The organism is Microbacterium sp. NPDC055357, from assembly GCF_053644835.1.
The window spans coordinates 155,336-181,084 of record NZ_JBSHLZ010000003.1 but is presented as its reverse complement, the minus strand read 5'-3'; the positions used below and the strand labels follow the sequence as shown (position 1 = coordinate 181,084).

Here is a 25,749-nt window from a genome sequence, read left to right as displayed (position 1 = left end):
CGCCCGTCTGGCGCGATGAAAACGGATCAGCCACCTATCGGCATGGCTCAGCCGTAGGTATCGCGCGGACCGCGGCCTGGAATGGCTCTCGGGCCCCATTTCCACGAGGGGACGTCCGGCCCCAAGAAGCGGATGGCAGTGACACGGGCCTCGGGGAACCTGCGCACGATCTCGGAGAGGATGTGCGAGCGCATGAGCTGAAGCTGCTTCGCCCACGCCGTGGAATCGGCCTGGACCGTGAGCGTGCCCTCTTGAAAGGCGACGGGCCGGGTGTGACGAGCCGTGTCGGCGCCGGCCACTTCATCCCACGCGCGCACGACGTCTTCGCGTGCCAGCTGCGAATCCCATCCGGCCTCACGCGTCATGGCCGAGAGCACGTCACCGAGACCGTGCGGGTCGCGGCCGGGCGTGAACGGCTCGTGCTCGTCGTCGCCCGAGCGGCGCTTCTTGCGCCGGAACGTGCGGGCAGAAGGCTCGAGTCCGCGAAGCCGCAGGTAGGTGGCGACCGTCTCGGGAACCTCGACCGGCTCAGACATCGGTCGTCTCCAGGATCCTGCCCGCCTCGACACGCACGACCCGCGCACGCAGCGCGGAGGGCACATCCGCGTCGACGGCGGCCGTCACGACGACCTGCTCGAAGTCGCCGACGAGCGCGGCGAGCCGGGCACGCCGATCCGCATCCAGCTCGGCGAAGACGTCGTCGAGGATCAGCACGGGGTCGCCGAGTCGCGATTCGGCGCGCAGCAGTTCGGCCGACGCCAGTCTCAGCGCGAGGGCGATCGACCACGACTCCCCGTGCGAGGCGTAGCCCTTGACCGGAAGTCCGCGCAGCCGCAGCAGCAGGTCGTCGCGGTGCGGTCCCACGAGAGTCAGTCCACGCTCGAGTTCGGTCGCGCGCTTCGCGGCGAGGGCGACCCGGAACTGGTCTTCGAGTGCGCGAGCCGGATCATCGGATGCCGCGGCGTCGATGCCCTCTTCAGGATCTCCGCCGCCGATCGACAGCGCCCACGCCACCTCGGGGCGGTGATCGGCCCCGGCGATGGCGGTGTAGGCCGCGATGAGCGGACCGCGGAGATCTTCGGCGAGGTCTCTTCGGGCGCGGATGACGTCTGCCCCGAGCATGACGAGTTTGTCGTCCCACACTTCGAGCGTCGACAGTGCGTCGCCTCGGATGCCGCGGGCACGCGCGGATTTCAGCAGCGCGGTGCGCTGCTTGAGCACTCGCTCGTAGTCGGAGAGGACACCGGCCATGCGGGGCGAGCGCTGCACGAGCAGCTGATCGGCGAAGCGCCGCCGCGATGAGGGGTCACCGCGCACGATCTGCAGGTCTTCGGGGGCGAACAGCACGACCTGCGCGTACCGCGGGAGTTCGGTGGGCTTGACGGATGCTCCGTTGACCCGCGCCTTGTTCGCGCCCTGCCTGTTGATCTGCACTTCGAGCAGCACGCTTCGCTCACCGTGAGCCAATCGGGCGCGAACGATCGCGGCATCCGCTCCGTCTCGCACCATGGGGGCGTCGTTCGACACGCGGTGGGAGCCGAGCGTCGCCAAGAACGCGATCGCTTCGGCGAGGTTCGTCTTTCCCTGACCGTTGCGCCCGACGAAAACGTTGGGACCGGGCACGAGCGCGACGTCGGCGGCCGCATAGTTGCGGAAGTCGACGAGGCTGAGCTGTTCCACGATCACTCCGCCAGCCTAACGACGGCCCCTGACAGGCTCCTCGCCTCCGCGGTGGGATCGACGCGGTCCCTGAGCCTGCCGAAGGATCGTCCAGGACCGCGACCCTTCGATGAACTCAGGGGCCGTGAGCGAACTCACGGACCGCGGGGCGAGGTCAGCGCAGCAGCAGGTTCGGCTGCAGCAGGTACTTGAACGAGTCCTCGCCCGACTTGTCGACCGAGGTCTGCGGCGTGATGAGGATCGGGCTGAGCTTGTTGGCGTTGTCGCTCGAGGTGAAGGTCACGCGCGCGAACTCGCTGCGCACGGCGCCGAGCGACTCGAGCAGGTATTGCGGGTTGAGTCCGAGGGTGACCTCGTCGCCGATGAGGTTGGCATCGACGGACTCCGATGCCCGCGCCTGCTCGGTGCCCGACGCATCCATCGACACGGTGTCGGTCGTGAAGGTGAACCGCAGCGGGGCCGAGCGATCCAGCACGAGCGACACACGACGGACCGCCTCGGCGAGATCGGCGGTGTTGACGACGGCGTGATGCTCGGTGGCATCCGGGAAAAGTCGCCGCACCGGCGGGAAGTTGCCCTTGATGAGCAGCGACGTCACGGTCTTGTTGCCCGATGTGAACGCGATGATCTCGCGATCGCCGGATCCCGAGAACGCGACACGGATCTCACCGGAGTGCGCGAAGGTCTTGCCGACCTCGGTGAGGGTGCGCGCAGGCACGAGGGCCGTGACGGGTTCATCGGAGGCCGTCGTGCCGCCGTCCCACGGGATCTCACGCAGGGCGACGCGGTAGCGGTCCGTTGCGACGAGGCTCAATGTCGTTCCCGACACCTCGAGCTGAACCCCCGTGAGCACGGGCGTGACGTCGTCGCGCGATGCGGCGAAAGCGACCTGAGCGATGGCCGTCGCGAAGTCCTCACCGGGAACGACACCCGAGTCACCGGTGACTTCGGGGATCGCGGGGTATTCCTGCACCGGCATCGACGAGAGGGTGAATCGCGCGGAGCCGCACGTGAGCAGGATGCCGTCGTCGTCGACTTCGATCTGGATCGGCGCGTTGGGCAGACGGCTGGCGATCTCGGAGAGCAGCCGGCCGTGCACGAGGATCGTGCCGGGTTCGTCGATGGTCGCTTCGATCGTCGTGCGAGCGGATGCTTCGTAGTCGAAGGCCGACAGCGAGAGCCCTGCATCGGACGCTTCGATCAGCACGCCCGCGAGGATCGGCTGCGGATTGCGCTGCGGCAGGAGCTTGACGACGAACGACACGGCCTCGCTGAACACATCGCGATTGACGTGGAACTTCACGAATGCTCCCTCGATCTTGTTGGGAGTACTCATGCTAGTGCCCTCGACTGGTCATGCCGGAGTCTGTCATCGGCGAGATCGGATCCGGTCGAAGTTTTCCCCTTGAGGTGATCGGACCGGGATCTCTATGTCATTCACTGTCATGGTGTTAACCGCTGTGGAAACTGTGGATAACTCTGGGGATACCTTTCGGGACATGGAAACTACATCCGTGTGAGATGTGGAACGGCTGCGGATGACTGCGGGAGCGCATCTCGTCGGTGACGGTGTTCATCCACATGCGCTGTGCCGATCGTGCACACGAATTCGACAGTCCGGCGAAGTTATCCCCAGGTTATCCACATGTGCAGAACCCGCATGATGAGCCCTTGCGGGCCCCATGTCAAACCGACGGATCAGCGTCCGCCGCGACCGAGCTGCGACGTGATCTCGGACACCTGATTGAAGATGGAGCGGCGCTCTTTCATGAGCTCGCTGATCTTCTTGTATGCGTACATCACGGTCGTGTGATCGCGATTGCCAAAGAGCTGCCCGATCTTGGGAAGAGACAGGCTCGTGCGCTCGCGACACAGGTACATCGCGATCTGACGGGCCGTCGCGATGGATTGGGAGCGGCTTGAACCGTACAGATCGTCGACCGTGAGCTTGAAGTACTGCGCGGTGGCCGTGATGATGTCCGTCGGTGAGATGACGTTGGCGTCGTCCTGATCGATGATGTCGCGCAGCACGGTCTGGGCGAGAGACATGTCGAGGGTCGAGCGATTGAGGCTCGCGAAGGCGGAGACGCGGATGAGCGCTCCCTCGAGCTCGCGGATGTTCGATGAGACGACGGTCGCGATGTACTCGAGCACTTCGTCGGGGATGTGCAGTCGCTCGGACTGGGCCTTCTTGCGGAGGATCGCGATGCGGGTCTCGAGGTCGGGTGCCTGCACGTCGGTGATCAGGCCCCACTCGAAGCGGCTGCGCATGCGGTCTTCGAATCCGGTCAGGTGCTTCGGCGGCACATCGCTCGTGATCACGACCTGCTTGTTGTGGTCGTGCAGCGTGTTGAACGTGTGGAAGAACGCTTCCTGCGTCTCGGCGCGGCCCTGCAGGAACTGGATGTCGTCGATCAGGAGGATGTCGACCTCGCGGTAACGCGCCTGGAAGGCCGAGCCGCGGTTGTTCGCGATCGAGTTGATGAAATCGTTCGTGAACTCTTCGCTCGAGACGTAGCGCACCTTGATTCCGGCATAGAGGCTGATCGCGTAGTCGCCGATGGCGTGCAGCAGGTGCGTCTTCCCGAGTCCGGAGTCACCGTAGATGAAGAGCGGGTTGTAGGCCTTGGCCGGGGCTTCGGCGACGGCGACGGCGGCGGCGTGGGCGAAACGGTTGGACTGCCCGATGACGAAACTGTCGAACGTGTACTTCGGGTTCAGGCGGGTGTCGCTGCGGGTGACGCCGGGCGCGGCATCCGGCACGTCTTCGATCGGGGAGCGCGGAGCCGGCGCGGACGCGATCGGCGACTCGGTGTGGATCGGGATCGGCACGGTGAGGTGGGCATCGACGAGATCGGGATTGACGACGACGCGGAACTGCGTGACTTCGCCCTGGGGCGAGGCGGTGGCGATCGCCTCGAGCACGGGACCGCGCATGCGCTTGGTGAACTGTGCCGCGGTCAGGTCGTTGGGCACATCGAGATAGAGGGTGCCGGCCATGACGCCCTGCGGCACGGCGAGGTTCAGGAAGCCCTCGAGCTGGGGGGTGATGCGATCGTCGGTGCGAAGGACATCCAGCACAGCGGACCAGACAGGAACATCTGGATTCTCGTGCGCTGACATAGCCCCCCCGGGGTGTTGATGATTCCACCGGATGCCGCGGATTCATCGCGAACCGCCTGTGGATAACTGCCGGAGCAACGCTAGTCACGGTGCGACCCGGGAGCAAACTCCACTGTAGGGAGGAGCGGCGTGTCTTTGCCAGGGTCCGAGCGGGAAATGGGGATAATGACCCGTTCCGGGTTCGGTTTGAGTTCTGACGACGATGCACGTAGCCTTAGCCGGTTGACTTATGCCCTTCGGGGCTGGTCCCCTCATCGTCGTCTTCGGCCCTCGACGTATCCACGTGGAGCCCGCGGACCACCTCATCCGGAGTGATCTCATGAGCAAGCGCACGTTCCAGCCCAACAACCGCCGCCGCGCCAAGAAGCACGGCTTCCGTGCCCGCATGCGCACCCGCGCCGGCCGCGCGATCCTCGCGGCACGTCGCGGCAAGGGCCGCACCGAGCTCTCCGCCTGACCCAGCACGTTGCTGGCGAGGCCGAACCGACTCACTCGCGGAGCGGAGTACAAGGCCGTCGTCCGTCGGGGCCGACGGTGCGTCGGCGAGCACACCGTGACGTACGTCGGCGGTTCGGCCGATGATTCCGCGGCTCGCTTCGGTTTCATCGTGAGTCGCCAGGTCGGCTCCGCCGTTGTGCGCAACACCGTCCGCCGTCGGCTCAAAGCCGTCTGTGCCGGAGCGCTGCCGTCGGTCCGGCCCGGTGCCGAGATCGTGATCCGTGCGCTGCCGAGCGCGGCGACGGCCGATTTCGGTGAGCTGCGCGACGAGGTCGTCCGCTGCCTCTCGCGTCGGGCGGCAGCATGAGCGTCCTTCCGGCCTATGCTCTCGGCGATGCCCGATGGGCGGCATCCGATCTGCTGCCTTCCATCCCGCTTGCTCCGCGCAACCTCGTGCTCGGGCTGTTGCACGGCTACCGCGCGACGATCTCGCACCTCTACGGCGACGTCTGCAAGTACTATCCGTCGTGCTCGGCCTATGCCGTCGGCGCCGTCCAGCAGCACGGTGCGCTCAAGGGTGCGGCGCTGACCGCCGCCCGTCTCGCACGTTGCCACCCGTGGGCCGTCGGGGGCGTCGATGACGTTCCGGCCCATTCGAGCTTTCGTCACGCGCTGACCCCTCACGGGTTCGTCGTGCCTGTCCCCACCGGAAAGGATTGATCCGCCGTATGGATCTTCTGCTTGCCTCGACACCCGCCCCGGACGCGGGTGGAGGCGGATTCGACCTCATCGGGACCATCCTGTGGCCGCTGAAATGGCTCGTCGAGCTCGTCCTCGTCGGATGGCACTGGCTGTTCACGGCGGCCGGGCTTCCTGCCGCAGAGGGCATCACCTGGGTTCTGTCGATCGTCGGTCTCGTCATCGTCGTGCGCTCGGCGATGATCCCGCTTTTCGTCAAGCAGATCAAGAGCCAGCGGAAGATGATGGAAATCGCTCCTGAACTGCGGAAAGTTCAGGAGAAATACCGCGGGAAGCGCGATCAGCTCTCCCGCGAGGCGATGAGTCGCGAGACGATGGCCCTCTACAAGAAGCACGGCACGACACCCGTGTCGAGCTGTCTGCCGCTGCTCGTGCAGATGCCGGTCTTCTTCGCCCTGTTCAGCGTGCTGAACGATGTGCAGAAGATCCGCGACAATCCGAACTTCAGCGGTGTCGGGCTGCTCAACACAGAGCTCACACAGGAGTTCTATGACGCGAAGCTCTTCGGTGTGGCATCCCTGCACGAGACGCTGATCAACGCCGTCGAGAGCAGCAACACCGTCGCGATCGTGATCCTCGTGATCCTCGTCGTGCTCATGATCGGGTCGCAGTTCTTCACGCAGCTGCAGATCATCTCGAAGAACCTGTCGCCCGAGGCCAAGACCGGCCAGGCCTACCAGATGCAGAAGATCATGCTCTGGGTGCTGCCGTTCGCGTTCGTCTTCTCGGGTGTGTTCTTCCCGCTCGGTGTCGTCATCTACTGGTTCGTGTCGAACCTGTGGACGATGGGCCAGCAGTTCCTCGTCATCCGCGAAATGCCCACTCCCGGTTCGGATGCCGCCAAGGCACGCGAAGAGCGGCTCGCTCGCAAGGGCAAGGCGATCGATTCGTCGGGCAAGGTCGTCCCGATGGAGAAGTACCTCGCAGAGCAGCAGCGTCTGCTCGAAGAGGCCGAGCGCGCTCGTGCCGCGGCCCCGAAGCGCCAGCAGCCCGTCAGCAAGCAGCGTGCCAAGAAGAAGCAGGGCGGTGCCGGACCGCAGAAGAAGCCGGACGCTGACGGCAAAAGCTGACACCCGAACCAGAACGATAACGAGGACACCATGAGCATCTCCCCCGACGTCTCCGCCGAGGAACGGCCTGAGCGCGCGCCGGCGACGGTCGAGCAGCTCGAACAGGAAGGCGACATCGCCGCCGACTTCATCGAGGGCCTCCTCGATATCGCTGACATCGACGGCGATCTCGACCTCGACGTTCGGTCCGGTCGAGCCTATGTCTCGGTGGAGCCGCCGGAGGGTGGCTCGGTGGACCTCTTGTCCGACCCCGACACGGTGCACGCGCTGCAAGAACTCACCCGCATCGTCGTGCAGAACCAGACCGGTCGGTTCTCACGCCTGATCCTCGACATCGGCGGATCCCGTGATGCGCGCCAGCGCGAGCTCGAGGCGCTCGTCGACCGGGCGATCGAGCGGCTCGACGAGGGCGCATCCCAGGCATCCCTGCCGGCGATGTCGAGCTATGAGCGCAAGCTCGTGCACGACGTCGTGGCGGAACGGGGATTCGTGTCGGAGTCCTACGGCGAGGCCGCGGATCGTCACACCGTGATCCGGCGCGCCTGACGCGTTTCACGTGAAACATTCATGAGTGACATCGAGATCGAACCGGCCGCAGCCACGGAGATCTTCGGCGACCGCATCGACCTGGCGCGCCGGTTCGCCGATTCCCTGGGGCGTCACGGCGAAGAACGCGGGCTCATCGGTCCTCTCGAACCGCCGCGGTTGTGGTCGCGGCACATTCTGAACAGTGCGGTGGTTGCTCCCCTTTTCTCTGGGCGCGTCGGAGACGTCGGATCAGGTGCGGGACTGCCCGGGCTCGTCCTGGCTATTGCGCGTCCTGACGTCGAGTTCGTGCTGATCGAGCCGATGGAGCGACGCGTCGCCTGGTTGACGGAACAGGTAGCCGACCTCGGCCTCGACAACGTCGAAGTGCTGCGCACGCGGGCAGAGGACTGGGATCGCGGCGTGCTGGATGTCGTCACCGCGCGAGCCGTCAGTGCGCTGCGCACCCTCGTGCCGATCACCGCACCTCTTGTTAAGGACGGCGGTGAACTGATCCTCCTCAAGGGAGCTTCCGCGCCGGGAGAGATCGACGCGGCTCAGAAGCAGCTGCGCCGATTCCACGTGACCGACGTGCGCGTTGAGATCGTCGGCGCCGACCTCCTGGACGAACCGACCCGCGTCGTCCGCGCCACCGTTCGCTGACCTCCGGACGCCGGTGATCGAGTAGCGCCTGCGGCGCGTGGTCTCGATACGCCGGCTTCGCCGTCTACTCGACCACCGGGTGGGCGCGCGGTCCCGGTGATCGAGTAGCGCCTCCGGCGCGTATCGAGATCCTCCCGGCTTCGCCGTCTACTCCCCACCGGTGGGGTGCGCCAGACCCCGGTGATCGAGTAGCGCCCCCGGCGCGTATCGAGATCCACCACGTTTCACGTGAAACACCCGCGTGGTGAGGTTCGTGGTCTCGATACGCCGGCTTCGCCGCCTACTCGACCACCGGTGGGGTGCGCCTGCCCGGTGATCGAGTAGCGCCTCCGGCGCGTATCGAGATCCTCCCCACGTTTCACGTGAAACACGCTCTCAGCGGCGAACTGGTCTCGATACGCCGGCTTCGCCGTCTACTCCCCACCGGTGGGGACGCAGAACCCCGGTGAGACGCCGAACCCCGGTGATCGAGTAGCGCCTCCGGCGCGTATCGAGATCCTCCCCACGTTTCACGTGAAACACGCTCTCAGCGGCGAACTGGTCTCGATACTCCGGCTTCGCCGTCTACTCGACCACCGGATAGCCGCACGTACCCGGTGATCGAGTAGCGCCTCCGGCGCGTATCGAGATCTTCACTCGTTTCACGTGAAACGCGATCTCTGCGGCGAACTGGTCTCGATACGCCGGCTTCGCCGTCTACTCGACCACCGGATAGCTGCACGTACCCGGTGATCGAGTAGCGCCTTCGGCGCGTATCGAGATCTTCACTCGTTTCACGTGAAACGCGATCTCTGCGGCGAACTGGTCTCGATACGCCGGCTTCGCCGACTACTCGACCATCGGTGGGTGCGTCGGTCTCGGTGATCGAGTAGCGCCTCCGGCGCGTATCGAGATCATGTCCATACGCGTCCTCCACAGAGCATGTCCGTCAGGCATTCACCACGAATGCCCGACCGTGGTGCTTGAGAGTCGCACGCGTACGTCAACGTGGACCGATGGCATACATGTACATCCTCGAGTGCAGCGACCGAACTACCTACGTCGGCAGCACCCGTGATCTAGAGCGGCGTCTGTGGGAACACAACAATGGCGAGGGATCGGCGTACACGCGATGTCGCCTGCCGGTCAGGCTGCTGTACTTCGAAGAGTACGAGCGAGTAGAAGACGCGTTCCGCCGCGAGAAGCAAGTTCAAAACTGGGGTCGCGCGAAGCGTTTGGCCCTCGTGAAGGAACGCGCCGAACGGCTTCCGGAGCTGAGCAAGAAGCGCCGCCGCCCCTCGGTGATCGAGTAGCGCCGGAGGCGCGTATCGAGATCTCTTGTTTCACGTGAAACGTGGGGGTTTCGATACGGCGGCGGGGCCGCCTACTCGACCACCGCGGTGTTGCGGGGCGGAGCTCCGGTGATCGAGTAGTGCGGAGGCGCGTATCGAGATCGGGGTGCGGGTGTTTCACGTGAAATGTGGGGGGTCTCGATACGGCGGCGGGGCCGCCTACTCGACCACCGGGGGTTGGTCGTGGTCGAGTAGCGCCGGAGGCGCGTATCGAGATCATCACACCTGCGCGGAAGCACCGCGTGGGGAGGGGGCAGGTTAGAGTGGGATGCGTTGTCCGACGACCCCATCCAGGAGACCGTTTCACGTGGAACATCCCGACGAACCGGCGCCGACGGCATCCTCTTTCAGCCTCGACGACTCGCCGATCGCCCGGGAACTCGCGGATCTCAATGCCCGTCGACGAGTCCTCGAGAGCGCGGAAGTTCAGTTCAGTGGTCGCACGCGCGTCCTGACGATCTCGAACCAGAAGGGCGGGGTGGGAAAGACCACCACGACGGTCAATGTCGCCGCCGCGCTCGCGGCTGCCGGCGCCCGCGTGCTCGTGATCGACCTGGACCCGCAGGGGAACGCATCGACAGCGCTCGGCGTCCCTCATAGCGCGGAGATTCCGAGCATCTACGACGTCCTGATCGACGAGTTTCCGCTCGCCGACGTCATCCAGACGAGCCCCGAATCACCCCGACTGTTCTGCGCCCCCAGCACGATCCACCTCGCGGGTGCCGAAATCGAGCTCGTCTCGCAGGTCGCCCGCGAACATCGCCTGCGCACCGCGCTCGACAGCTACCTCGCGAGCGAGGAGCATCGCCTCGATTTCGTGCTCATCGACTGCCCGCCCTCGCTCGGTCTGCTCACGATCAACGCCTTCACCGCCGCCACCGAGCTGCTCATCCCGATCCAGTGCGAGTACTACGCGCTGGAAGGCCTGAGCCAGCTGCTCGGCACGGTCCAGATGATCCAGAAGCACCTCAATCCGCGTCTGAACCTGTCGACGATCATGCTCACCATGTACGACGGGCGCACCCGGCTCGCTCAGCAGGTCGCCGAAGAAGTACGACAGCACTTTCCGAACGAGGTGCTCGACACCGTCATCCCACGTTCGGTGCGTGTTTCGGAAGCGCCGAGCTTCGGACAGACGGTCATCGCCTACGACGGCCAATCCGCCGGCGCGGTCGCCTACCGCGAAGCCGCTGTCGAGATCATCCGGCGCGACGGCGCCCCTCAACCCCCACGAGAAGAAGAGGAGTCCTGATGGCGAAGCGCACAGGCCTCGGTCGCGGCATCGGCGCCCTCATTCCCACCAGCGAACCCACTGAGGCTCGTCCCGCCGACGTGTTCTTCCCGCGGGGGACCCCGTCAGAAGGGACTCCTTCGCCCGAAGGCGCCGCATCGCCCGACGACGCGACCACGACGACAGCGGCTCCCACGTCGCCTGAGCTCGTCGCGGTCCCCGGCGCGCACCTCGCGCACATCGATCCGCACACGATCGTTCCGAACCCGCGCCAGCCGCGCACGCACTTCGATGCCGACGACCTCGCCGAGCTCGTGCACAGCGTTCGCGAGTTCGGCGTACTGCAGCCCGTCGTCGTGCGCGACACGGGTGAGGGCACGTACGAGCTCATCATGGGCGAGCGCCGCACCCGCGCCGCCCGCGAGGCGGGCCTCGAGTCGATCCCCGCCGTCATCCGCGAGACCTCCGACGAGCACCTGCTGCGCGACGCTCTGCTCGAGAACCTTCACCGCTCCGAACTGAACCCGCTCGAAGAGGCCTCGGCCTATGAACAGCTCCTCGCCGACTTCGGGATCACGCAAGAGGAGCTCGCGAGCCGGATCGGCCGTTCCCGCCCGCAGATCAGCAACACGATCCGCCTGCTCAAGCTTCCCGTGCCCGTCCAGCAGCGCGTCGCCGCCGGCGTGCTCACGGCCGGTCATGCCCGCGCGATCCTGTCGGTCGACGACACCGACGCGATGCAGCGGCTGGCCGACAAGATCGTCAACGAGGACCTCTCCGTGCGCGCCGCCGAAGCTGCCGCGAAGATGACGGATGCCGCCGGCACACGCCGTCCGAAGCCGCAGGCCGGGTCCCGGCGCGCACACCTCGACGACCTCGCGGGACGGCTCGGGGATCGCCTCAATACGCGCGTCAAGATCGCACTAGGCGCCCGAAAAGGCCAGATCAGCATTGATTTCGCCAGCATCCAGGATCTCAACCGCATCCTCGAGGAACTCGGCGAGACGCCGTTCGGCGCGAGCTGACGAAGCGTCGAGCACGCGGCATCCGCCTCGAGAACATCCCGGTCGGCGTCGGCACCCGCGTCGCCGTACCGACGTACCCTGGATAGGTGAGGAACGACGACCAGACGCCCCGGCGCCGAGCGAGCTTGGAACTGCTGCGTGCCGAGGCGACCGACGAACTTTCCGTCGTCATCGACGAGCGTCTGCGTTCCGGTGAAGACCCGTGGGAGTTCATGGAGGACTTGCCGACGGTCGACGAGCTCGTCGTGTTCACGCTGCGTGCCGAGAACATCGAGGCCGACGGCGGCGTGCGTCCGACGGCTGCCCGGCACTACCGCGTGCTGCGTCAGATCGCCGAGGACTATCCGCAGCTGACGCCCGCGGTCTGGCGGCTGCTCGGTGACGCCAATACGCACCGCCTCTGGGATGCCACGGTGCGCGCAGACGCCTCATAGAACACGAAACCCCCGATGACGTAGGAAAACATCACCGGGGGCTTCGGATGCTAGGTGTCAGCCGATGTACTTGGCGAGGTCCTGCTCGAGCGCGAACTTCGGCTTGGCGCCGACGATGGTCGCCTCGACCTCGCCCTTGTTGAAGACCTTCATCGCCGGGATCGAGGTGATCTGGTACTTCATCGCGAGATCAGGGTTCTCGTCGACGTTGAGCTTGAGGATCGTGATCTTGTCGGGGTTCTCGGCCTGGATCTCGTCGAGAACGGGAGCGACCATGCGACACGGTCCACACCATGCGGCCCAGAAGTCCACGAGCACGGGTCCTTCGGCCTGGAGCACGTCCTGCTCCCAGGTGGCCGACGTCGTCGCCTTGGCGGTCATGTGTATCTCCTTCTGTGGGACGTCTCTGGATGGGGGAAACGTGCGAGACGCCGGGTTTGTTCCGAGGGTGTCAGGCGACGCCGACGTCGGCGAGCCCGTCGATGGGGGAGGATTCGGCGGCCGGAGTCCCCGCCTCGCCGAGTGCGGCGAGGTAGTGCTCGACGTCGAGCGCGGCCACGGTGCCGCTGCCCGCGGCCGTGACGGCCTGCCGGTACGTGGGGTCGATGACGTCGCCGGCGGCGAAGATGCCCGGCACCGAGGTGCGTGAGGTGCGACCGTCGACCCACACCGTGCCTTCGGGGGTGAGGTCGAGCTTGCCGTGCACGAGGTGCGTGCGCGGGTCGTTGCCGATCGCGACGAAGACGCCGTCGAGCGCGAGCTCGCGCGTCTCACCCGTGCGGGTGTCGCTCAGCACGACGCCCGTGACGGCGTCCTCACCGAGGATGTCGGCGACTTCGCTGTTCCACACGAACTCGATCTTGTCGTTGGCGAAGGCGCGGTCCTGCATGATCTTCGATGCGCGCAGCTCGTCGCGGCGGTGGATGACGTAGACCTTCGAGGCGAACTTGGTGAGGAACGTGGCTTCCTCCATCGCCGAGTCGCCTCCGCCGACGACGGCGATCGTGCGCTCGCGGAAGAAGAACCCGTCACAGGTCGCGCAGTACGACACTCCACGGCCGGCGAGACGGGCTTCGCCTTCGATCCCGATCTTGCGCGGCGCCGAACCGGTCGCGAACACGATCGACTCCGCCTCGTGCACGCCACCCGAGCCCAGGACCACGCGCTTGACAGGTCCGTCGACATCGAGCGACACGACATCGTCGTACAGCACCTCTGCGCCGAACCGTTCCGCCTGCGCCTGCATCTTCGCCATCAGGTCGGGGCCCATGATCCCCTCGGGGAAACCGGGGAAGTTCTCGACATCGGTCGTGTTCATGAGCTCACCACCGGCCTCGACCGAGCTCGCCACGACGAGCGGCTCGAGATTGGCCCGCGCCGCGTAGATGGCGGCGGTGTATCCGGCCGGTCCGGAACCGATGACGATGACGTGACGCACGAAGACTCCTTCTCGATGACGGATGCTGCGGCATCCGCTGACATCAACCCATGCTAACCACGCCGCATTCCACCGCCGGCGGGACCCGCGGCGATCAGCGACGGCGGGGGATGACGCGGCGTGCGAGATCCAGAGCGGGGCGCAGCTCGGGCGCGCGCAGCAGTGCGAGCACCCCGACATACACCGCGAACGAGACCAGACCGATGAGTGCCGTCGCGACGGCGCCGAGCAGCTTGTCGGCGACGGCCCAGCCGGCATCGCCGCCGAGCAGCAGGAAGGTCAGCCACCCCGCCGCGGCGGCGGGGACGGCGGCGATGAGGAAGCGCCCGTACGCGACGAACCACGCGCCCGCGCCGAGCGCACCCAGCCGCCGCCGCAGGAGGGTCGTGGCGATGACGACCTGCACGAGCGTCGAGATCGACTGGCCGAGCGCGACTCCCGCGGCAAGCTGCGCGAGCGGCAGCGTCGCCTGCGCGACGAGCACGAGGATCACGAAGAGCCCGCACTGGATGACCGTGAACACGAACGGCGTGCGGGTGTCGTTGTAGGCATAGAAGGCACGTTGCACGACGAACAGCACCGAGAGCGGGATCAGCCCCACGAGGTAGGCCACGAGGACGGGAGCCGCAGCGACGGCCGCCCCGGCACTGTCGGCGAAGACCCGGGTCGCGGGAACGGCGGCGGCGATGAGGGCTGCGGCGGCGATCGTGATGAGCATCCCCGTGACACGGATGCTGGCCGACAGGTCGGTTCGCACGTCGTCGTCGCGTCCGGCGTGCGCGTGCTCGGAGAGGCGGGTGAAGTACGGCGTCCCGATCGACATGACGATGATCGAGTACGGCAGCATGAAGACGAGCCACGCGTTGGCCATCGCGAACGCGGACGGTCCGTCGCCCGATGCCTCGGTGATGACGCGGGTCTGCACGAGCCCGGCGAGCGTGCGGACGACGACCATCGCGAAGGTCCATCCCGCGAGGCGTCCGATGTGACCGAGGCCGACGCCACGCCACCGGAAGTCCGGCCGCAGGTGCAGTCCTGTGCGCCGCCAGAAGAAGAGCAGCACGAGCGCTTGGATGACGATCCCGCCGGTCGCGGTGGCCCCGAGTGCCGTGACCATCGTCGGTGTCCAGTCGGACACCGCGGTCAGCTCCGTGCCGAAGACCACGCCGATGAGCCCGAAGCCGGCGATGGACACGACGTTGTTGACGATCGGCGCCCAGGTGAAGGGCCCGTAGACCTTGCGGGCGTTGAGCGCTTCGCCCACGAGGGCGTAGAGGCCGTAGAAGAAGATCTGCGGCAGGCACCAGTAGGCCAGCACCGTCGCGAGCGCCTTCTGATCGGGCGCGAACCCCGGGGCGAAGAACTCGACCAGCAGGGGAGCGCACAGCGTCGCCACGGCGCTCGTCACGAGCAGCACGACGGTGCCGAGCGTGAACAGCTTCGAGATGAACGTGCGACCCCCGTCGGCGTGCGCACTGGCGCGCACGATCTGCGGCACGATGACGGCGGTGAGCAGGCCGTACGAGATGATCTCGTAGATCGTGTTGGGCAGCTGGTTCGCGATCGCGAAGGCGTCGCCCGCGCGGCTGAAGACCGCACCGAGCACCGTCACGAGCACGATCGTGCGGATGAGGCCCGTCACGCGCGAGACGAGGGTGCCCGCGCCGATGAGGGCGCTCGCCCTGCCGACGCTCACGGTGCATCCTCGCTCGAGGGTGTTTCGCCACGGCGGCGCTCTCGAGCACGCAGGATCGTGCGCAGCACACCGAGCACGAGGAGTCCGCCGACGATGACGGCCAGCGCGACGAGGCCGACCGTCTCCCACTCCGCCCGCACGTTCACCTCGACCCGCTCGGATGGGCCGATCGCGACGAACGAGGGGCTGCGCAGCTGCAGCTCGAGGGTGACCTCGCCGTTTCCGACGCGCGCTTCGACCGGAACCTCCACGCGCGTGTTGCTCTGCGGCGTCGCGACGATGTCGTTCGCGCGGCGCACGTTCAGTCGCAGGTCGTTGGGACTGGCGTAGAGCACGAGGTTGACGGCGTAGGGAAGGTCGTTGCGCACCGTGAACGGCAGGCCTGCGCCGGCGGCGAAGAGGTTGATCGTCTTGTTGGGCAGCAGCCGCACGGCCCCGAGCGTCTCGCGCGTCGCGAGGCGGTGCTCCGCGACCGCCGTCGTGAAGTCGCCGGCCCGCGCGGCCCAGCCGACGCCGAGCAGCTGCAGGATCTCGGCCCGCTCGATGCCGGTCAGCAGACCCGGATCGTCGAGGATCGTCGCGAAGCGGCCGAGCTCGTCTTCGTCGCCGAAGAGAGCGGATGCCGCGGCGACGCGCTCGGAGGGAGGCTCGGTGTCGACCAGCTCGACCGCCTGGGCGGCCGTGCCGGCGACACTCGTGAGGGACTGCGTGATGACGCCGGGGAAGTCGGCGACGGCGCTCAGGACGGTGCGGATCCCGATGTAGGACCGGGCGGTCGTGCGGTCGAGAGCGACGAGGAGGGGAGCATCGGCGGCGGCGGCGAAGGCGAGGTAGCCCGTCGCGGCGGCGAGGGGAGAGCCGCGCAGCGCCGACTCGTCGATCGCCGCGGCCTGCGAGAGCAGACGCGAGATCTCGGCGTCGGTGACGAGCAGCCCCGCGTCGCCCGTGGCTGCGCGGGCGCCGACCGCGTCGCCCTTCGCGCCGGCGGTCGTCGCCGTCGAGGGCACGACGGTCAGCGCAGCGCCGTCGTCGAGGGCTCCGAGCTTCGCGACGGCGTCGCGCGTGATGCTGCCGGCGTCGGGCCAGTACACCGTGCCGCGGACCGTCCCGATCGCGACCAGGTCGTCGACCGTGGGGTAGACGGGGGCCTGCGGGTCGGCCGGCTCGGTCGGGGCCGGCGTCGGTGCCACGGGCAGCGTCGGCGTGGGTTCGGCGACGGGCGGAAAGTCGGCCGCCGTCATCGAGGCCGCGAACGACGTGGGCTCGAGCGGGCGCGAGAGCCCCGCTTCGAGCTGCACGGCCGGGTCGGCGTCGCCGAACTGCAGCGCGAAGCGCGTGTTGCCGAGGGCCTCGAGACTCTCCAGCCAGCTCGTCGCACTCTCCGGAGCGGCGATTCCGAGCACGCGGATCGCGGCCGGGATCGCGGGGTCGACCGCGAGGATCGCGCTCGTGCCCGAGACGCCCTCGAGCTGGCTCGTCAGCTCTCCGTCAGGCGCCGTGAGTCGCTCGAGCTCGCTCGCCGTCAGCAGCGCGTCGGCGCGCGCGTCGACCGTGATCGGCACGATGAACGACGCGCTGAGCGGTCGGTCGGGTGCGGGCACGACGATGACGCTCGTCGACACCACGGCGCCGTCGGGCGAGTCGTACGCGGCCTCGAGCGGATACACGCCCGGTCGCAGCTCGACGAGTTCGGGGGTCTCGGGCGGCACGAGGATCGCCGTGGTCTGCTGCTCGCCGGCGGAGACGGGGTCGATCGTGCCGGTGGCGACGGCGCTCGTCGTGACATCGGACGAGCCCGCGAGCCACGCCGTCAGCTCGGCGCGCCCCGCGAGCGGAGCGGTGCCGAGCGCGAGGGTCACGGGTGTCGCGGCGATCCCCGCCGTCGTGTCGTTGTGCAGCGTGACCGACACCGTGAGCGTCTCGCCGGCGTTCAGGATGCCGTTGCGCAGCGGCGCGAGCGTGAACGAGGTCGTGCCGGTCGGCGCCGCATCCGTGGCGGTGGGCGTGGGCGACGGGCTCGGTGCGTCGGCGGCCGCGGGAAGCGGCATCCCGAGCCCGAGGGCGACCGTCAGCGCCGTGAGGATCGACAGCGCGCGCCGGGGCCGGCTCTTCCTCAGGGGGGTGTCGATCATTGCTCTGGGTTCGCTCCTGTGCGATTGCGGACCGCACGACCGAACAGATTCTACGGTCCGCCCCTCGGAGACCTCCGACAGCGCACGCGGTTGAATGGAGGACGTGACCTCTCGACCCTTGCTTCCCGAGCCCGATCCTGCCCTGTGCCGCGCGCTCGCCGACGACCTGCGCGACGCCGGCTTCACGTCGGCCGCGCTGCGCGCCGCGTGGGGTGAGACCGCCGACACGGCGATCGCGCGCGGCCTGCGCTCACCGGCGCTGCGCGCGCTCACCGGCCGCGACGACCCCCTCTCCGTGCTGGGACGACTTTTGGTGCTCGGGATGCCGCAACCCGCGGCATCCGTCGATCGGAGCCTTCCGCGCACGGGGCGCACGGGTCTCGTCGCCCTCGGTCTCGCCGTCGTGTCCGGGGACGAGATCGAACCGGTGGCGATCGTGCGTCCGCAGTCGTTCGCGGACGAGCGCGGCGACGGGGAATGGTGGGTCGCGAGCGACCTCGACGAGAGCGCCCTGCAGGGTGCGCTGCCCGAAGACCACGTGCTCGGGGTCGGCGGCGCGTCGTTGACGCTCGCGTCGCTGCAGCTGCCGACGCCCGCCGAGCGGGGCCTCGATCTCGGCAGCGGGTGCGGCATCCAGTCGCTGCGGGCACGTCGCGCCGTGGATCGCGTCGTGGCGACCGACATCTCGGAGCGCGCCCTGCGGTTCACGCGCCTGAACGCCGCGCTGTGCGGCGTCGACGGCATCGAGACGCGGCACGGCAGCCTCTTCGCGCCCGTCGCGGGCGAGCAGTTCGACCGGATCGTGTCCAACCCGCCCTTCGTCATCACGCCGCGTGTCGCGGGCGTGCCCGCCTACGAGTACCGCGACGCCGGTTTCACGGGTGACGGGCTCGTCGCGGCCGTCGTCTCGGGCGTCGGGGCCCACCTTTCGCCCGGCGGTGTCGCGCAGCTGCTCGGCAACTGGGAGACCCGCGACGGCGTCGACGGTCTCGAGCGCGTTCGGGAGTGGGTCGCGGCGGCGCCGGTCGCCCTCGACGCGTGGGTCGTCGAGCGTGAGCAGCTCGACCCGCTGTCGTACGCCGAGCTGTGGGTGCGCGACGGCGGCACCCTGCCCGGAACGCCCGAGTACGCGCGGCTCATCGACGCCTGGCTCGAGGACTTCGACGCCCGCGCCGTGTCATCGATCGGCTTCGGCTACGTCTTGCTGCGGCGCCCGGCGGCGGGCGAGGCGACGCTGTCACGGTACGAGCGGGTGACCCAGGCGCTGCCCGACGGCGGGCTCGGGCGGCATCTCGCCGACGCGCTCGATGCGCATGACGCGCTCGCGCGGCTCGACGATGCGGCGCTGGCCGCCTGCGTCGCGCTCGTCGCGGCCGATGTCACCGAGGCCCGGCACCAGCTGCCGGGAGCCGAGGCGCCGACCGTCATCGAGCTGCGCCAGGGTGCGAGGTTCGGCCGGTCGCTGTCGGTCGACCCGGGTCTGGCGGCGCTCGTCGGCGCGTGCGACGGCGACCTGCCGCTCGGCGTGCTGATCGACGCCATCGCGGAGCTGCTCGAGGTCGATGCCGTCGCGCTGCGCGCCGACCTGCTGCCCCGCGTGCGCGAACTCGTGTTCACCGGATTCCTGAGTCTCGTCGGTGGGGCGTCGAGTTCTCCGGACAGAAACGGCGTTTCGGGGGCAGGGGAGCGGGAACCGACGATCCGTCCGGAGAAGTGGACGCCGGATCCGCCCCACAGCGCTCGGTAGGCTCGAACCCATGCTGAATATGGCCGACGGCGTCGCGCGCCTGGCCGCGCTCGCGGAGTCTCCCGTCGTCGCGACGCTCGCGCGCGCCTTCGCCGACGCCGGGTTCGACCTCGCGATCGTCGGCGGCCCGGTGCGCGACGCGCTGCTGGGCCGCGAGACCCACGACCTCGATTTCACGACGAACGCGCGGCCCGACGACATCCTGCGGATCATCAAGCCCATCAGCACGGCGCAGTGGGACATCGGCCGTGCCTTCGGCACGATCGGTGCGAAGGTCGCTGGCGCCTCCCCACTCCTTCTCCACGGATCGCGTTCGCGCTCCGCGGAGCCTCGAGGCGCGGGGGCCCAGGTCGAAGTCACGACCTATCGGGCCGACAGCTACGACGGCGTGACCCGCAAGCCCACCGTCGAATTCGGCGACACGATCGAGGCCGACCTCGGTCGCCGCGACTTCACCGTCAACGCCATGGCGCTGCGCGTGCCGTCGCAGACGCTCGTCGATCCGACGGGCGGCGTCGAAGACCTCGTGCGCGGCGTGCTGCGCACACCGGCCGACCCGCACGTGAGCTTCGGCGACGACCCGCTGCGCATGCTGCGTGCCGCGCGGTTCTCGTCGCAGCTCGGCTTCGAGGTCGACCCCGCGACGGTCGAGGCGATCACCGAGCTGCGCGCCACCCTCGAGATCGTGAGCCCCGAGCGGATCCAGAGCGAGCTCGTGCGGCTGCTGCAGACCGACGATCCGACACGCGGCATCCGGCTGCTCGTCGAGACCGGCCTCATGGGCGAGTTCCTCCCCGAGATCCCGGCCCTGCAGCTCGAGGTCGACGAGCACCACCATCACAAGGACGTCTACGAGCACTCCCTCACGGTGCTGCAGCAGACGATCGACCTCGAGCACGAGCGGCACCCGGATGCCGCCCCCGACGTCGCGCTGCGGCTCGCGGCGCTGCTGCACGACATCGGCAAGCCGGCGACCCGGCGGCTCGAGCCCGGCGGCGGCGTCACGTTCCACCACCATGACGTCAAGGGCGCCCGGCTCGCGCGCAAACGACTGCAGGCGCTGCGGTTCGACTCGGACACGATTTCGGCCGTGACGCAGCTCATCGAGCAGCACCTGCGGTTCTTCGGCTACGCCGAGGGGGCATGGACCGACTCCGCCGTCCGGCGGTACGTGCGCGACGCGGGCTCGCAGCTCGAGCGCCTGCACATCCTCACTCGTGCCGACGTCACGACCCGCAACCGGCGCAAGGCGACGCGGTTGCGCAACGCCTACGACGACATCGAGCGCCGGATCGCCGAGCTCTCGGCGCAGGAGGAGCTCGAGGCGATCCGCCCCGACCTCGACGGCAATCAGATCCAGGCGATCCTCGGCCTCACCCCCGGGCGCGAAGTGGGCGAGGCCTATCGGTTCCTCCTCGACCTGCGGCTCGACGAGGGCGTGCTGGGCGAAGACGAAGCCGAGCGGCGCCTGCGCGCGTGGTGGGCCGACCGCGCCTGAGCAGACCCTCCCGTGCGGCGCGCCGTCGACCTACACTGGTCAGGCGTCGATCGGAGCCCCATGTCCTCGCCATGGTCCCCGCAGCGCGACGTCTCACCGGAGGGCGCGCGCCTTCTGATTGAGCGCGCCCACGACGAGCTCGTTGCGGGCAATGAAGCCGACGAGCGGCTGCAGAATGTCCGGCCGCTCGTGCGCGACTCGTGGCGCCGCTCGATCGCCTCCCTCGTCGGCGTCGAGAGCCTGCCGCCTCTCGAACTCGGTGCCGACGTCATCGACACGTACCGCCGGGAGCATCCGCTGGCCGCTGCGGTCGACATCGTGCGCGGACTCCTGCTTCCCGGAGGCGCCGAGGATTCCGGGGTCGTCGTCGCGATGGGGGATGCCGCGGGTCGGCTGCTCTGGGTCGAGGGCGACCGGGCCGTGCGGCGCCTGACGGGCGATGTGGGCTTCGTGCCCGGCGCGAACTGGTCCGAAGACGCCGTCGGAACCTCCGCCCCCGGCACGGCGCTCGCGCTGGGGCGCTCGGTGCAGATCCGCGGGGCCGAGCACTTCAACCGGCTCGTGCAGCCGTGGTCCTGCACCGCTGCTCCCGTCACTGATCCGGAGACGCGTCGCATCCTCGGCGTCGTCGACGTGACCGGGGAGTCGCCCGCCGCGACGGCGCAGGCCCAGCTGCTCGTCGCCGCGACCGCCCGCGCGATCGAGGCCGAACTGCTCGTCACGCGACTGCGCGCTCGGGCCGAGTCCGCTCCGCCCGCGAAGCCGTCGCGTCGCCCCGAGATGACGCGGGCGACGCTTCGGGTGCTCGGCCGAGACCGGGCGCTGCTCGAGCTCGCGGGCGAGGGTGTCGAGACGGTGAGCGAGCTCGGAGCGCGGCACGCCGAGATCCTGCTCATGCTCGCCGTTCACCGCCGCGGGCTGTCCGCCGACCGGCTCGGCGAGCTGGTCTACGGCGACCCGTCCGCCGCCGACACCGTGCGACCCGAGCTCGTGCGCCTGCGCAAGGTGCTCGAACGCACGGCGCCGCAGCTCGCACCCGCGTCGCGCCCGTATCGGCTCACGGTTCCCCTCGAGACCGACGCGCACCACGTGCTGTCGCTGCTCGACCGGGGTGCGCATCGCGTCGCGCTCGCCGCCTACCGCGGCGACGTGCTGCCGGATTCGACGGCGCCCGGCGTCGAGGAGTTCCGCGACACGGTGCGCACGACGTTGCGTGAGGCGCTCATGGCCGAGGCATCCCTCGACGTCCTGCTCGCCTACGCCGACACCGCGCCCGACGACGTCGAGCTCCTCCGCCTGTGTCTGCAGATGCTCCCCGCCCGTTCGCCCAAGCGGGCCCACCTCGTCGCCCGCCTCGACCGACTCGAGTCCTGACCCGGCGGTGAGCCCGCGCGGGCGCCGCATCCCCCGCGCAACGGTTTGCAACGTTGCGGCGCCTACCGTCGTTCCCACGCGACACCGACGTCGCGAAACCGTCGAAGGAGACCACGTCATGACCATCGTCGAAGAAAGCGTCTCGAGCGTCTACGCCGCTCCCGGCCAGCGCGGCTCGGTCGCCGAGTACCGCCCGCGATACGGCCACTACATCGGCGGCGAGTTCGTCGAACCCGTCAAGGGCCAGTACTTCGAGAACATCTCGCCCATCAACGGCAAGCCGTTCACCGAGGTCGGCCGCGGCACCGTCGAAGACATCGACCGCGCCGTCGACGTCGCGTGGAAGGCGTTCGAGTCGTGGAAGCGCACGACGCCGGCCGAGCGCGCCGTCATCCTCAACAAGATCGCCGACCGCATCGAGGCGAACCTCGAGAAGATCGCGGTCGCCGAGACCTGGGAGAACGGCAAGCCCGTCCGAGAGACACTTGCCGCCGACATCCCGCTCGCGGTCGATCACTTCCGCTACTTCGCCGGCGTGCTGCGCGCGCAGGAGGGCACGCTCAGCCAGCTCGACGAGGACACCGTCGCCTACCACTTCCACGAGCCGCTCGGTGTCGTCGGGCAGATCATCCCGTGGAACTTCCCGATCCTCATGGCGACGTGGAAGCTCGCTCCCGCGCTCGCCGCCGGCAACTGCGTCGTGCTCAAGCCCGCCGAGCAGACGCCCGCGTCGCTGCTGTTCCTGTTCGAGATCATCGGCGATCTGCTGCCCGCGGGGGTCGTCAACATCGTCAACGGCTTCGGCATCGAGGCGGGGGCGCCGCTCGCGCAGCACAAGCGCATCCGCAAGGTCGCGTTCACGGGTGAGACCACGACGGGCCGGCTCATCATGCAGTACGCGTCGCAGAACCTCATTCCCGTGACGCTCGAGCTCGGAGGCAAGAGCGCCAACGTGTTCTTCGAAGACGTCGCCCGCTCGACCGATGACGCCTACTACGACAAGGCGCTCGAGGGCTTCACGCTCTTCGCGCTCAATCAGGGCGAAGTGTGCACGTGCCCCTCGCGCGCTCTCATCCAGCGCTCGATCTACGACGGATTCATGGGCGACGCGCTCGATCGGGTGTCCAAGATCGTGCAGGGCAATCCGCTCGACCCGGCGACGATGATCGGCGCACAGGCATCCAATGATCAGCTCGAGAAGATCCTGTCGTACATCGACATCGGCAAGGCCGGTGGCGCGAAGCTGCTCGCCGGTGGCGAGCGGGTCGACCTGGGCGGCGACCTCAGCGGGGGGTACTACGTCGCACCGACCGTGTTCGAGGGCACGAACGACATGCGGATCTTCCAGGAGGAGATCTTCGGCCCCGTCGTCTCGGTGACGTCCTTCGACGACTTCGACGACGGCATCTCGATCGCGAACGACACCCTCTACGGCCTCGGTGCCGGGGTGTGGAGCCGTTCGGGAGACATCGCCTACAAGGCGGGACGCGCCATCGAAGCCGGACGCGTCTGGACGAACACGTACCACCAGTACCCGGCGCACGCCGCGTTCGGCGGGTACAAGCAGTCCGGCATCGGTCGCGAGAACCACCTCAAGATGCTCGACCACTACCAGCAGACGAAGAACCTGCTCGTGTCGTACGCCGAGGGCGCGATGGGCTTCTTCTGATCCGACTCGTCCCTCCGCTGCCACCGGACCCCAGCCGGTTGGAGGGACGGCTCGATAGCCGGGTGAGCCAGGGGCACCCGCGCATCGGGTGGCGGGGTGAGACGCACCACGACGTTCCCCAGACGTTCGCGTCTCACTCCGCCTCTCTGACTTCCCCCTCGGCGAACGGAGAACACTCATGGTCACCCACAGCCGCGTGGCCGTCACGGATGCCGCAGCCGCGCTGCTGCGTGAACTGACGACGCAGCACGGTCCGCTCATGTTCCATCAGTCGGGTGGATGCTGCGACGGCAGCGCGCCCATGTGCTATCCCGTCGGCATGTTCATCACGGGTCCGTCCGACGTGCTGCTGGGCGATCTCGACGTCGGGCTCGACGGGGCCATCGAGGTGTACATCTCGGAAGCGCAGTTCGAGTACTGGAAGTTCACGCACCTCACGATCGACGTCGTGCCAGGTCGGGGTGCGGGGTTCAGCGTCGAGTCTCCGACCGGCATGCGCTTCATCGTGCGCTCGAGGATGCTGGACGGGCCCGAGCTGCAGCACTTCGGAATCGGGTGAGACTCAGCGTCCGAGGATCGACCAGACGAAGCCCATGATCTGCGGCAGCGACCACATCAGCAGCATGATGCCCACGACGATGACGACCGCCCAGGGGATGCCGCGCTTCAGCCGGCGACCCGGCGCGGCCACGCCCGGGGGCGGGCGCAGCGCGGTCGACGGCGCGGCGAAGGGCAGTCCCTCATGCGTCGTGGCCGGAGCGGTCAGCCGGTCGTCGCGCCAGCGCTCCCACTGTGCGAGCTTGTCGAGCAGGGCGCCTACGACCGAGAACAGCCAGCTCCAGGTCGCGGGGTCGAGGGTCGAGAAGTCGCGCTTGGCGTAGAGGAACAGCCAGTCGTCGACGATCTCGACATCGAGGGCCGCGGCGTTGTCGATGAACCGCGCCATGATGTCGGGCGTGAACAGATAGAGCGCGTCGCGCTCGTACCCGGTGGGGCAGTACAGCGAGAAGTAGCGATCGAAGTCACCCTCGAGGCTGAGCCGCTGATCCCGGTCGAACGAGGTCGGAAGGTTCGATCCGAACAGGCCGTTGTTGCCGAGGGCGTCGAGCACGATGTGGGGGAGGGGCACGTCGAGCTTGACGGCGACGTAGCCCCACGAGTGCGTCGTGCGGTTCTTGCCGGAACCGGTCGTGTACCGGTAGTTCGCGAACTCGACGAACCTCGGGCGCGTGCCGCGCACGAGGTCGAGGCTCTGTCTCGACGAGCCGAGGCCGAAGATCATCCCGGGCAGGCGCGGGTTCGCGAGCGTCGGCAGGTAGCCCATGCCGTTCGCCTGCGCGAAGCGGTCGAGCCTGAACCGTCGGGTCGCCGCTCCTCCGCCGACCGCACGGACGACCGCCGTGATGACCGCCGCCAGAATGCCCAGCACGAAGAGGATGAAGATCGTCGCACCGATCGCGACGAACCACGGCGGCGCTGTGCCCGAGACGGCCGCCGTGAGGAAGGCGGTCGCGGCCGTCGACACCGAGATCAGGATCATGATCGCTACGGCGATGAGGACGACGACGCCGATCACGTTGCCGATTCCGCTGCCGCGCAGCGCCCCGGTCGCGCGCAGCCGCTGCGTGAACGCGCGCACGTCGGCGCGGTCGACGGGCTCGACGAGAGGGCGCGGGTCGAACGAGGTCGACCCCTGTTCCTGATGCAGCGACATCCGTCCTCCCCTGGGTCATGCCGAGCCCACGCTACCCGCCGACGCCGAGCCCCCTGACTCGATCCCTGAGCGTGCCGAAGAGCGCGCACCACGCCGCGCCGCGGCATCCGGTATCATAGGAGGGTTGTCCGTTCGCGTTCGATGCGCGGTAAGCCGGATGACGTGCACCACACCCTCCTGCTGTGGGGAGATTCCCCGCAGC

The 25,749-nt window shown here is 68.3% G+C and carries 24 protein-coding genes; 15 read left to right on the top strand and 9 right to left on the bottom strand.

The window, feature by feature from the left end; genetic code table 11:
• Nucleotides 1-47: 47 nt before the first annotated feature.
• From ACWICD_RS06165 to dnaA, 4 genes are all read right to left on the bottom strand, one after another.
• On the bottom strand, nt 48-536 hold the full coding sequence (locus tag ACWICD_RS06165; protein ID WP_376130197.1) for a DUF721 domain-containing protein: 489 nt from the start codon (nt 534-536) through the stop codon (nt 48-50).
• On the bottom strand, nt 529-1,686 hold the full coding sequence (recF, locus tag ACWICD_RS06160; RefSeq protein ID WP_454139647.1) for a DNA replication/repair protein RecF: 1,158 nt from the start codon (nt 1,684-1,686) through the stop codon (nt 529-531). The genes ACWICD_RS06165 and recF overlap by 8 nt, the downstream gene beginning before the upstream one ends.
• A gap of 148 nt (nt 1,687-1,834) precedes the next feature.
• The gene (gene dnaN, locus ACWICD_RS06155) at nt 1,835-2,983 is read right to left on the bottom strand and encodes a DNA polymerase III subunit beta (protein ID WP_454139750.1); all 1,149 of its coding nucleotides are present in this window, start codon (nt 2,981-2,983) and stop codon (nt 1,835-1,837) included.
• Nucleotides 2,984-3,378: 395 nt separating this feature from the next.
• Complete coding sequence (gene dnaA / locus ACWICD_RS06150) at nt 3,379-4,803, bottom strand: chromosomal replication initiator protein DnaA (protein WP_376130190.1); 1,425 nt, start codon at nt 4,801-4,803, stop codon at nt 3,379-3,381.
• 319 nt (nt 4,804-5,122) lie between these two features.
• Between dnaA and rpmH the strand changes: the two genes are divergently transcribed.
• The 10 genes from rpmH (at nt 5,123) to ACWICD_RS06100 (ending at nt 12,279) form a co-directional block, all read left to right on the top strand.
• On the top strand, nt 5,123-5,260 hold the full coding sequence (rpmH, locus tag ACWICD_RS06145) for a 50S ribosomal protein L34 (RefSeq protein WP_043595303.1): 138 nt from the start codon (nt 5,123-5,125) through the stop codon (nt 5,258-5,260).
• Nucleotides 5,261-5,269: 9 nt separating this feature from the next.
• Nucleotides 5,270-5,608, top strand: a complete 339-nt coding sequence (gene rnpA / locus ACWICD_RS06140) for a ribonuclease P protein component (protein WP_376130185.1) — start codon at nt 5,270-5,272, stop codon at nt 5,606-5,608.
• Nucleotides 5,605-5,961: a membrane protein insertion efficiency factor YidD gene (yidD, locus tag ACWICD_RS06135; protein WP_376130182.1), complete on the top strand. Its 357-nt coding sequence runs from the start codon at nt 5,605-5,607 to the stop codon at nt 5,959-5,961. The genes rnpA and yidD overlap by 4 nt, the downstream gene beginning before the upstream one ends.
• A gap of 8 nt (nt 5,962-5,969) precedes the next feature.
• The gene (yidC, locus tag ACWICD_RS06130; RefSeq protein WP_376130179.1) at nt 5,970-7,070 is read left to right on the top strand and encodes a membrane protein insertase YidC; all 1,101 of its coding nucleotides are present in this window, start codon (nt 5,970-5,972) and stop codon (nt 7,068-7,070) included.
• Between the two features lie 30 nt (nt 7,071-7,100).
• A complete protein-coding gene (locus tag ACWICD_RS06125; protein WP_376130176.1) occupies nt 7,101-7,616 on the top strand; it encodes a Jag family protein in 516 nt (171 codons plus the stop codon).
• A gap of 21 nt (nt 7,617-7,637) precedes the next feature.
• Entirely contained in the window at nt 7,638-8,258 is a 621-nt protein-coding gene (rsmG, locus tag ACWICD_RS06120; RefSeq protein ID WP_454139646.1) for a 16S rRNA (guanine(527)-N(7))-methyltransferase RsmG, read from the top strand.
• Nucleotides 8,259-9,253: 995 nt separating this feature from the next.
• Nucleotides 9,254-9,550 (top strand): GIY-YIG nuclease family protein, encoded by a 297-nt coding sequence (locus tag ACWICD_RS06115; RefSeq protein ID WP_376130170.1) that lies wholly within the window; start codon nt 9,254-9,256, stop codon nt 9,548-9,550.
• Nucleotides 9,551-9,857: 307 nt separating this feature from the next.
• Nucleotides 9,858-10,841, top strand: coding sequence for a ParA family protein (locus tag ACWICD_RS06110; protein ID WP_454139644.1), 984 nt, complete (start codon nt 9,858-9,860; stop codon nt 10,839-10,841).
• On the top strand, nt 10,841-11,845 hold the full coding sequence (locus tag ACWICD_RS06105) for a ParB/RepB/Spo0J family partition protein (RefSeq protein ID WP_454139642.1): 1,005 nt from the start codon (nt 10,841-10,843) through the stop codon (nt 11,843-11,845). Before ACWICD_RS06110 ends, ACWICD_RS06105 begins: the two co-directional genes overlap by 1 nt.
• Before the next feature lie 86 nt (nt 11,846-11,931).
• Nucleotides 11,932-12,279: a tryptophan synthase subunit alpha gene (locus tag ACWICD_RS06100; RefSeq protein ID WP_376130161.1), complete on the top strand. Its 348-nt coding sequence runs from the start codon at nt 11,932-11,934 to the stop codon at nt 12,277-12,279.
• Nucleotides 12,280-12,336: 57 nt separating this feature from the next.
• Here the strand turns inward: ACWICD_RS06100 and trxA are convergent, their stop codons facing one another.
• The 4 genes from trxA to ACWICD_RS06080 all read right to left on the bottom strand — a co-directional run bounded on the left by trxA (nt 12,337) and on the right by ACWICD_RS06080 (nt 17,545).
• Complete coding sequence (gene trxA, locus ACWICD_RS06095; protein ID WP_376130158.1) at nt 12,337-12,660, bottom strand: thioredoxin; 324 nt, start codon at nt 12,658-12,660, stop codon at nt 12,337-12,339.
• Between the two features lie 70 nt (nt 12,661-12,730).
• On the bottom strand, nt 12,731-13,717 hold the full coding sequence (gene trxB, locus ACWICD_RS06090; RefSeq protein ID WP_454139641.1) for a thioredoxin-disulfide reductase: 987 nt from the start codon (nt 13,715-13,717) through the stop codon (nt 12,731-12,733).
• Between the two features lie 94 nt (nt 13,718-13,811).
• Nucleotides 13,812-15,413, bottom strand: coding sequence for a murein biosynthesis integral membrane protein MurJ (murJ, locus tag ACWICD_RS06085; RefSeq protein WP_454139639.1), 1,602 nt, complete (start codon nt 15,411-15,413; stop codon nt 13,812-13,814).
• Nucleotides 15,410-17,545, bottom strand: a complete 2,136-nt coding sequence (locus ACWICD_RS06080) for a DUF6049 family protein (protein ID WP_454139638.1) — start codon at nt 17,543-17,545, stop codon at nt 15,410-15,412. Before ACWICD_RS06080 ends, murJ begins: the two co-directional genes overlap by 4 nt.
• Nucleotides 17,546-17,639: 94 nt before the next feature.
• On the opposite strand from ACWICD_RS06080, the gene ACWICD_RS06075 reads away from it, so the two are divergent.
• The 5 genes from ACWICD_RS06075 (at nt 17,640) to ACWICD_RS06055 (ending at nt 24,392) form a co-directional block, all read left to right on the top strand.
• The gene (locus ACWICD_RS06075) at nt 17,640-19,292 is read left to right on the top strand and encodes a DUF7059 domain-containing protein (protein ID WP_454139636.1); all 1,653 of its coding nucleotides are present in this window, start codon (nt 17,640-17,642) and stop codon (nt 19,290-19,292) included.
• A 10-nt stretch (nt 19,293-19,302) separates the two neighbouring features.
• Nucleotides 19,303-20,790: a CCA tRNA nucleotidyltransferase gene (locus tag ACWICD_RS06070; protein WP_454139634.1), complete on the top strand. Its 1,488-nt coding sequence runs from the start codon at nt 19,303-19,305 to the stop codon at nt 20,788-20,790.
• A gap of 60 nt (nt 20,791-20,850) precedes the next feature.
• Nucleotides 20,851-22,164: a GAF domain-containing protein gene (locus ACWICD_RS06065; RefSeq protein ID WP_454139633.1), complete on the top strand. Its 1,314-nt coding sequence runs from the start codon at nt 20,851-20,853 to the stop codon at nt 22,162-22,164.
• A 118-nt stretch (nt 22,165-22,282) separates the two neighbouring features.
• Complete coding sequence (exaC, locus tag ACWICD_RS06060) at nt 22,283-23,833, top strand: acetaldehyde dehydrogenase ExaC (protein WP_454139632.1); 1,551 nt, start codon at nt 22,283-22,285, stop codon at nt 23,831-23,833.
• A gap of 178 nt (nt 23,834-24,011) precedes the next feature.
• A complete protein-coding gene (locus tag ACWICD_RS06055) occupies nt 24,012-24,392 on the top strand; it encodes a DUF779 domain-containing protein (RefSeq protein WP_454139630.1) in 381 nt (126 codons plus the stop codon).
• Between the two features lie 3 nt (nt 24,393-24,395).
• Here ACWICD_RS06055 and ACWICD_RS06050 read toward each other — a convergent pair whose 3' ends face one another.
• Entirely contained in the window at nt 24,396-25,547 is a 1,152-nt protein-coding gene (locus tag ACWICD_RS06050) for a hypothetical protein (protein WP_454139629.1), read from the bottom strand.
• Nucleotides 25,548-25,749: the final 202 nt, after the last annotated feature.

Coding starts and splice junctions, on each gene's coding strand:
- ACWICD_RS06165 (WP_376130197.1), bottom strand. CDS start 536: ATGTCTGAGCCGGTCGAGGTTCCCGAGACGGTCGCCACCTACCTGCGG.
- dnaA (WP_376130190.1), bottom strand. CDS start 4,803: ATGTCAGCGCACGAGAATCCAGATGTTCCTGTCTGGTCCGCTGTGCTG.
- rpmH (WP_043595303.1), top strand. CDS start 5,123: ATGAGCAAGCGCACGTTCCAGCCCAACAACCGCCGCCGCGCCAAGAAG.
- yidD (WP_376130182.1), top strand. CDS start 5,605: ATGAGCGTCCTTCCGGCCTATGCTCTCGGCGATGCCCGATGGGCGGCA.
- yidC (WP_376130179.1), top strand. CDS start 5,970: ATGGATCTTCTGCTTGCCTCGACACCCGCCCCGGACGCGGGTGGAGGC.
- ACWICD_RS06125 (WP_376130176.1), top strand. CDS start 7,101: ATGAGCATCTCCCCCGACGTCTCCGCCGAGGAACGGCCTGAGCGCGCG.
- rsmG (WP_454139646.1), top strand. CDS start 7,638: ATGAGTGACATCGAGATCGAACCGGCCGCAGCCACGGAGATCTTCGGC.
- ACWICD_RS06115 (WP_376130170.1), top strand. CDS start 9,254: ATGGCATACATGTACATCCTCGAGTGCAGCGACCGAACTACCTACGTC.
- ACWICD_RS06110 (WP_454139644.1), top strand. CDS start 9,858: ATGCGTTGTCCGACGACCCCATCCAGGAGACCGTTTCACGTGGAACAT.
- ACWICD_RS06105 (WP_454139642.1), top strand. CDS start 10,841: ATGGCGAAGCGCACAGGCCTCGGTCGCGGCATCGGCGCCCTCATTCCC.
- trxA (WP_376130158.1), bottom strand. CDS start 12,660: ATGACCGCCAAGGCGACGACGTCGGCCACCTGGGAGCAGGACGTGCTC.
- ACWICD_RS06080 (WP_454139638.1), bottom strand. CDS start 17,545: ATGATCGACACCCCCCTGAGGAAGAGCCGGCCCCGGCGCGCGCTGTCG.
- ACWICD_RS06075 (WP_454139636.1), top strand. CDS start 17,640: ATGGAGGACGTGACCTCTCGACCCTTGCTTCCCGAGCCCGATCCTGCC.
- ACWICD_RS06070 (WP_454139634.1), top strand. CDS start 19,303: ATGCTGAATATGGCCGACGGCGTCGCGCGCCTGGCCGCGCTCGCGGAG.
- ACWICD_RS06065 (WP_454139633.1), top strand. CDS start 20,851: ATGTCCTCGCCATGGTCCCCGCAGCGCGACGTCTCACCGGAGGGCGCG.
- exaC (WP_454139632.1), top strand. CDS start 22,283: ATGACCATCGTCGAAGAAAGCGTCTCGAGCGTCTACGCCGCTCCCGGC.
- ACWICD_RS06055 (WP_454139630.1), top strand. CDS start 24,012: ATGGTCACCCACAGCCGCGTGGCCGTCACGGATGCCGCAGCCGCGCTG.
- ACWICD_RS06050 (WP_454139629.1), bottom strand. CDS start 25,547: ATGTCGCTGCATCAGGAACAGGGGTCGACCTCGTTCGACCCGCGCCCT.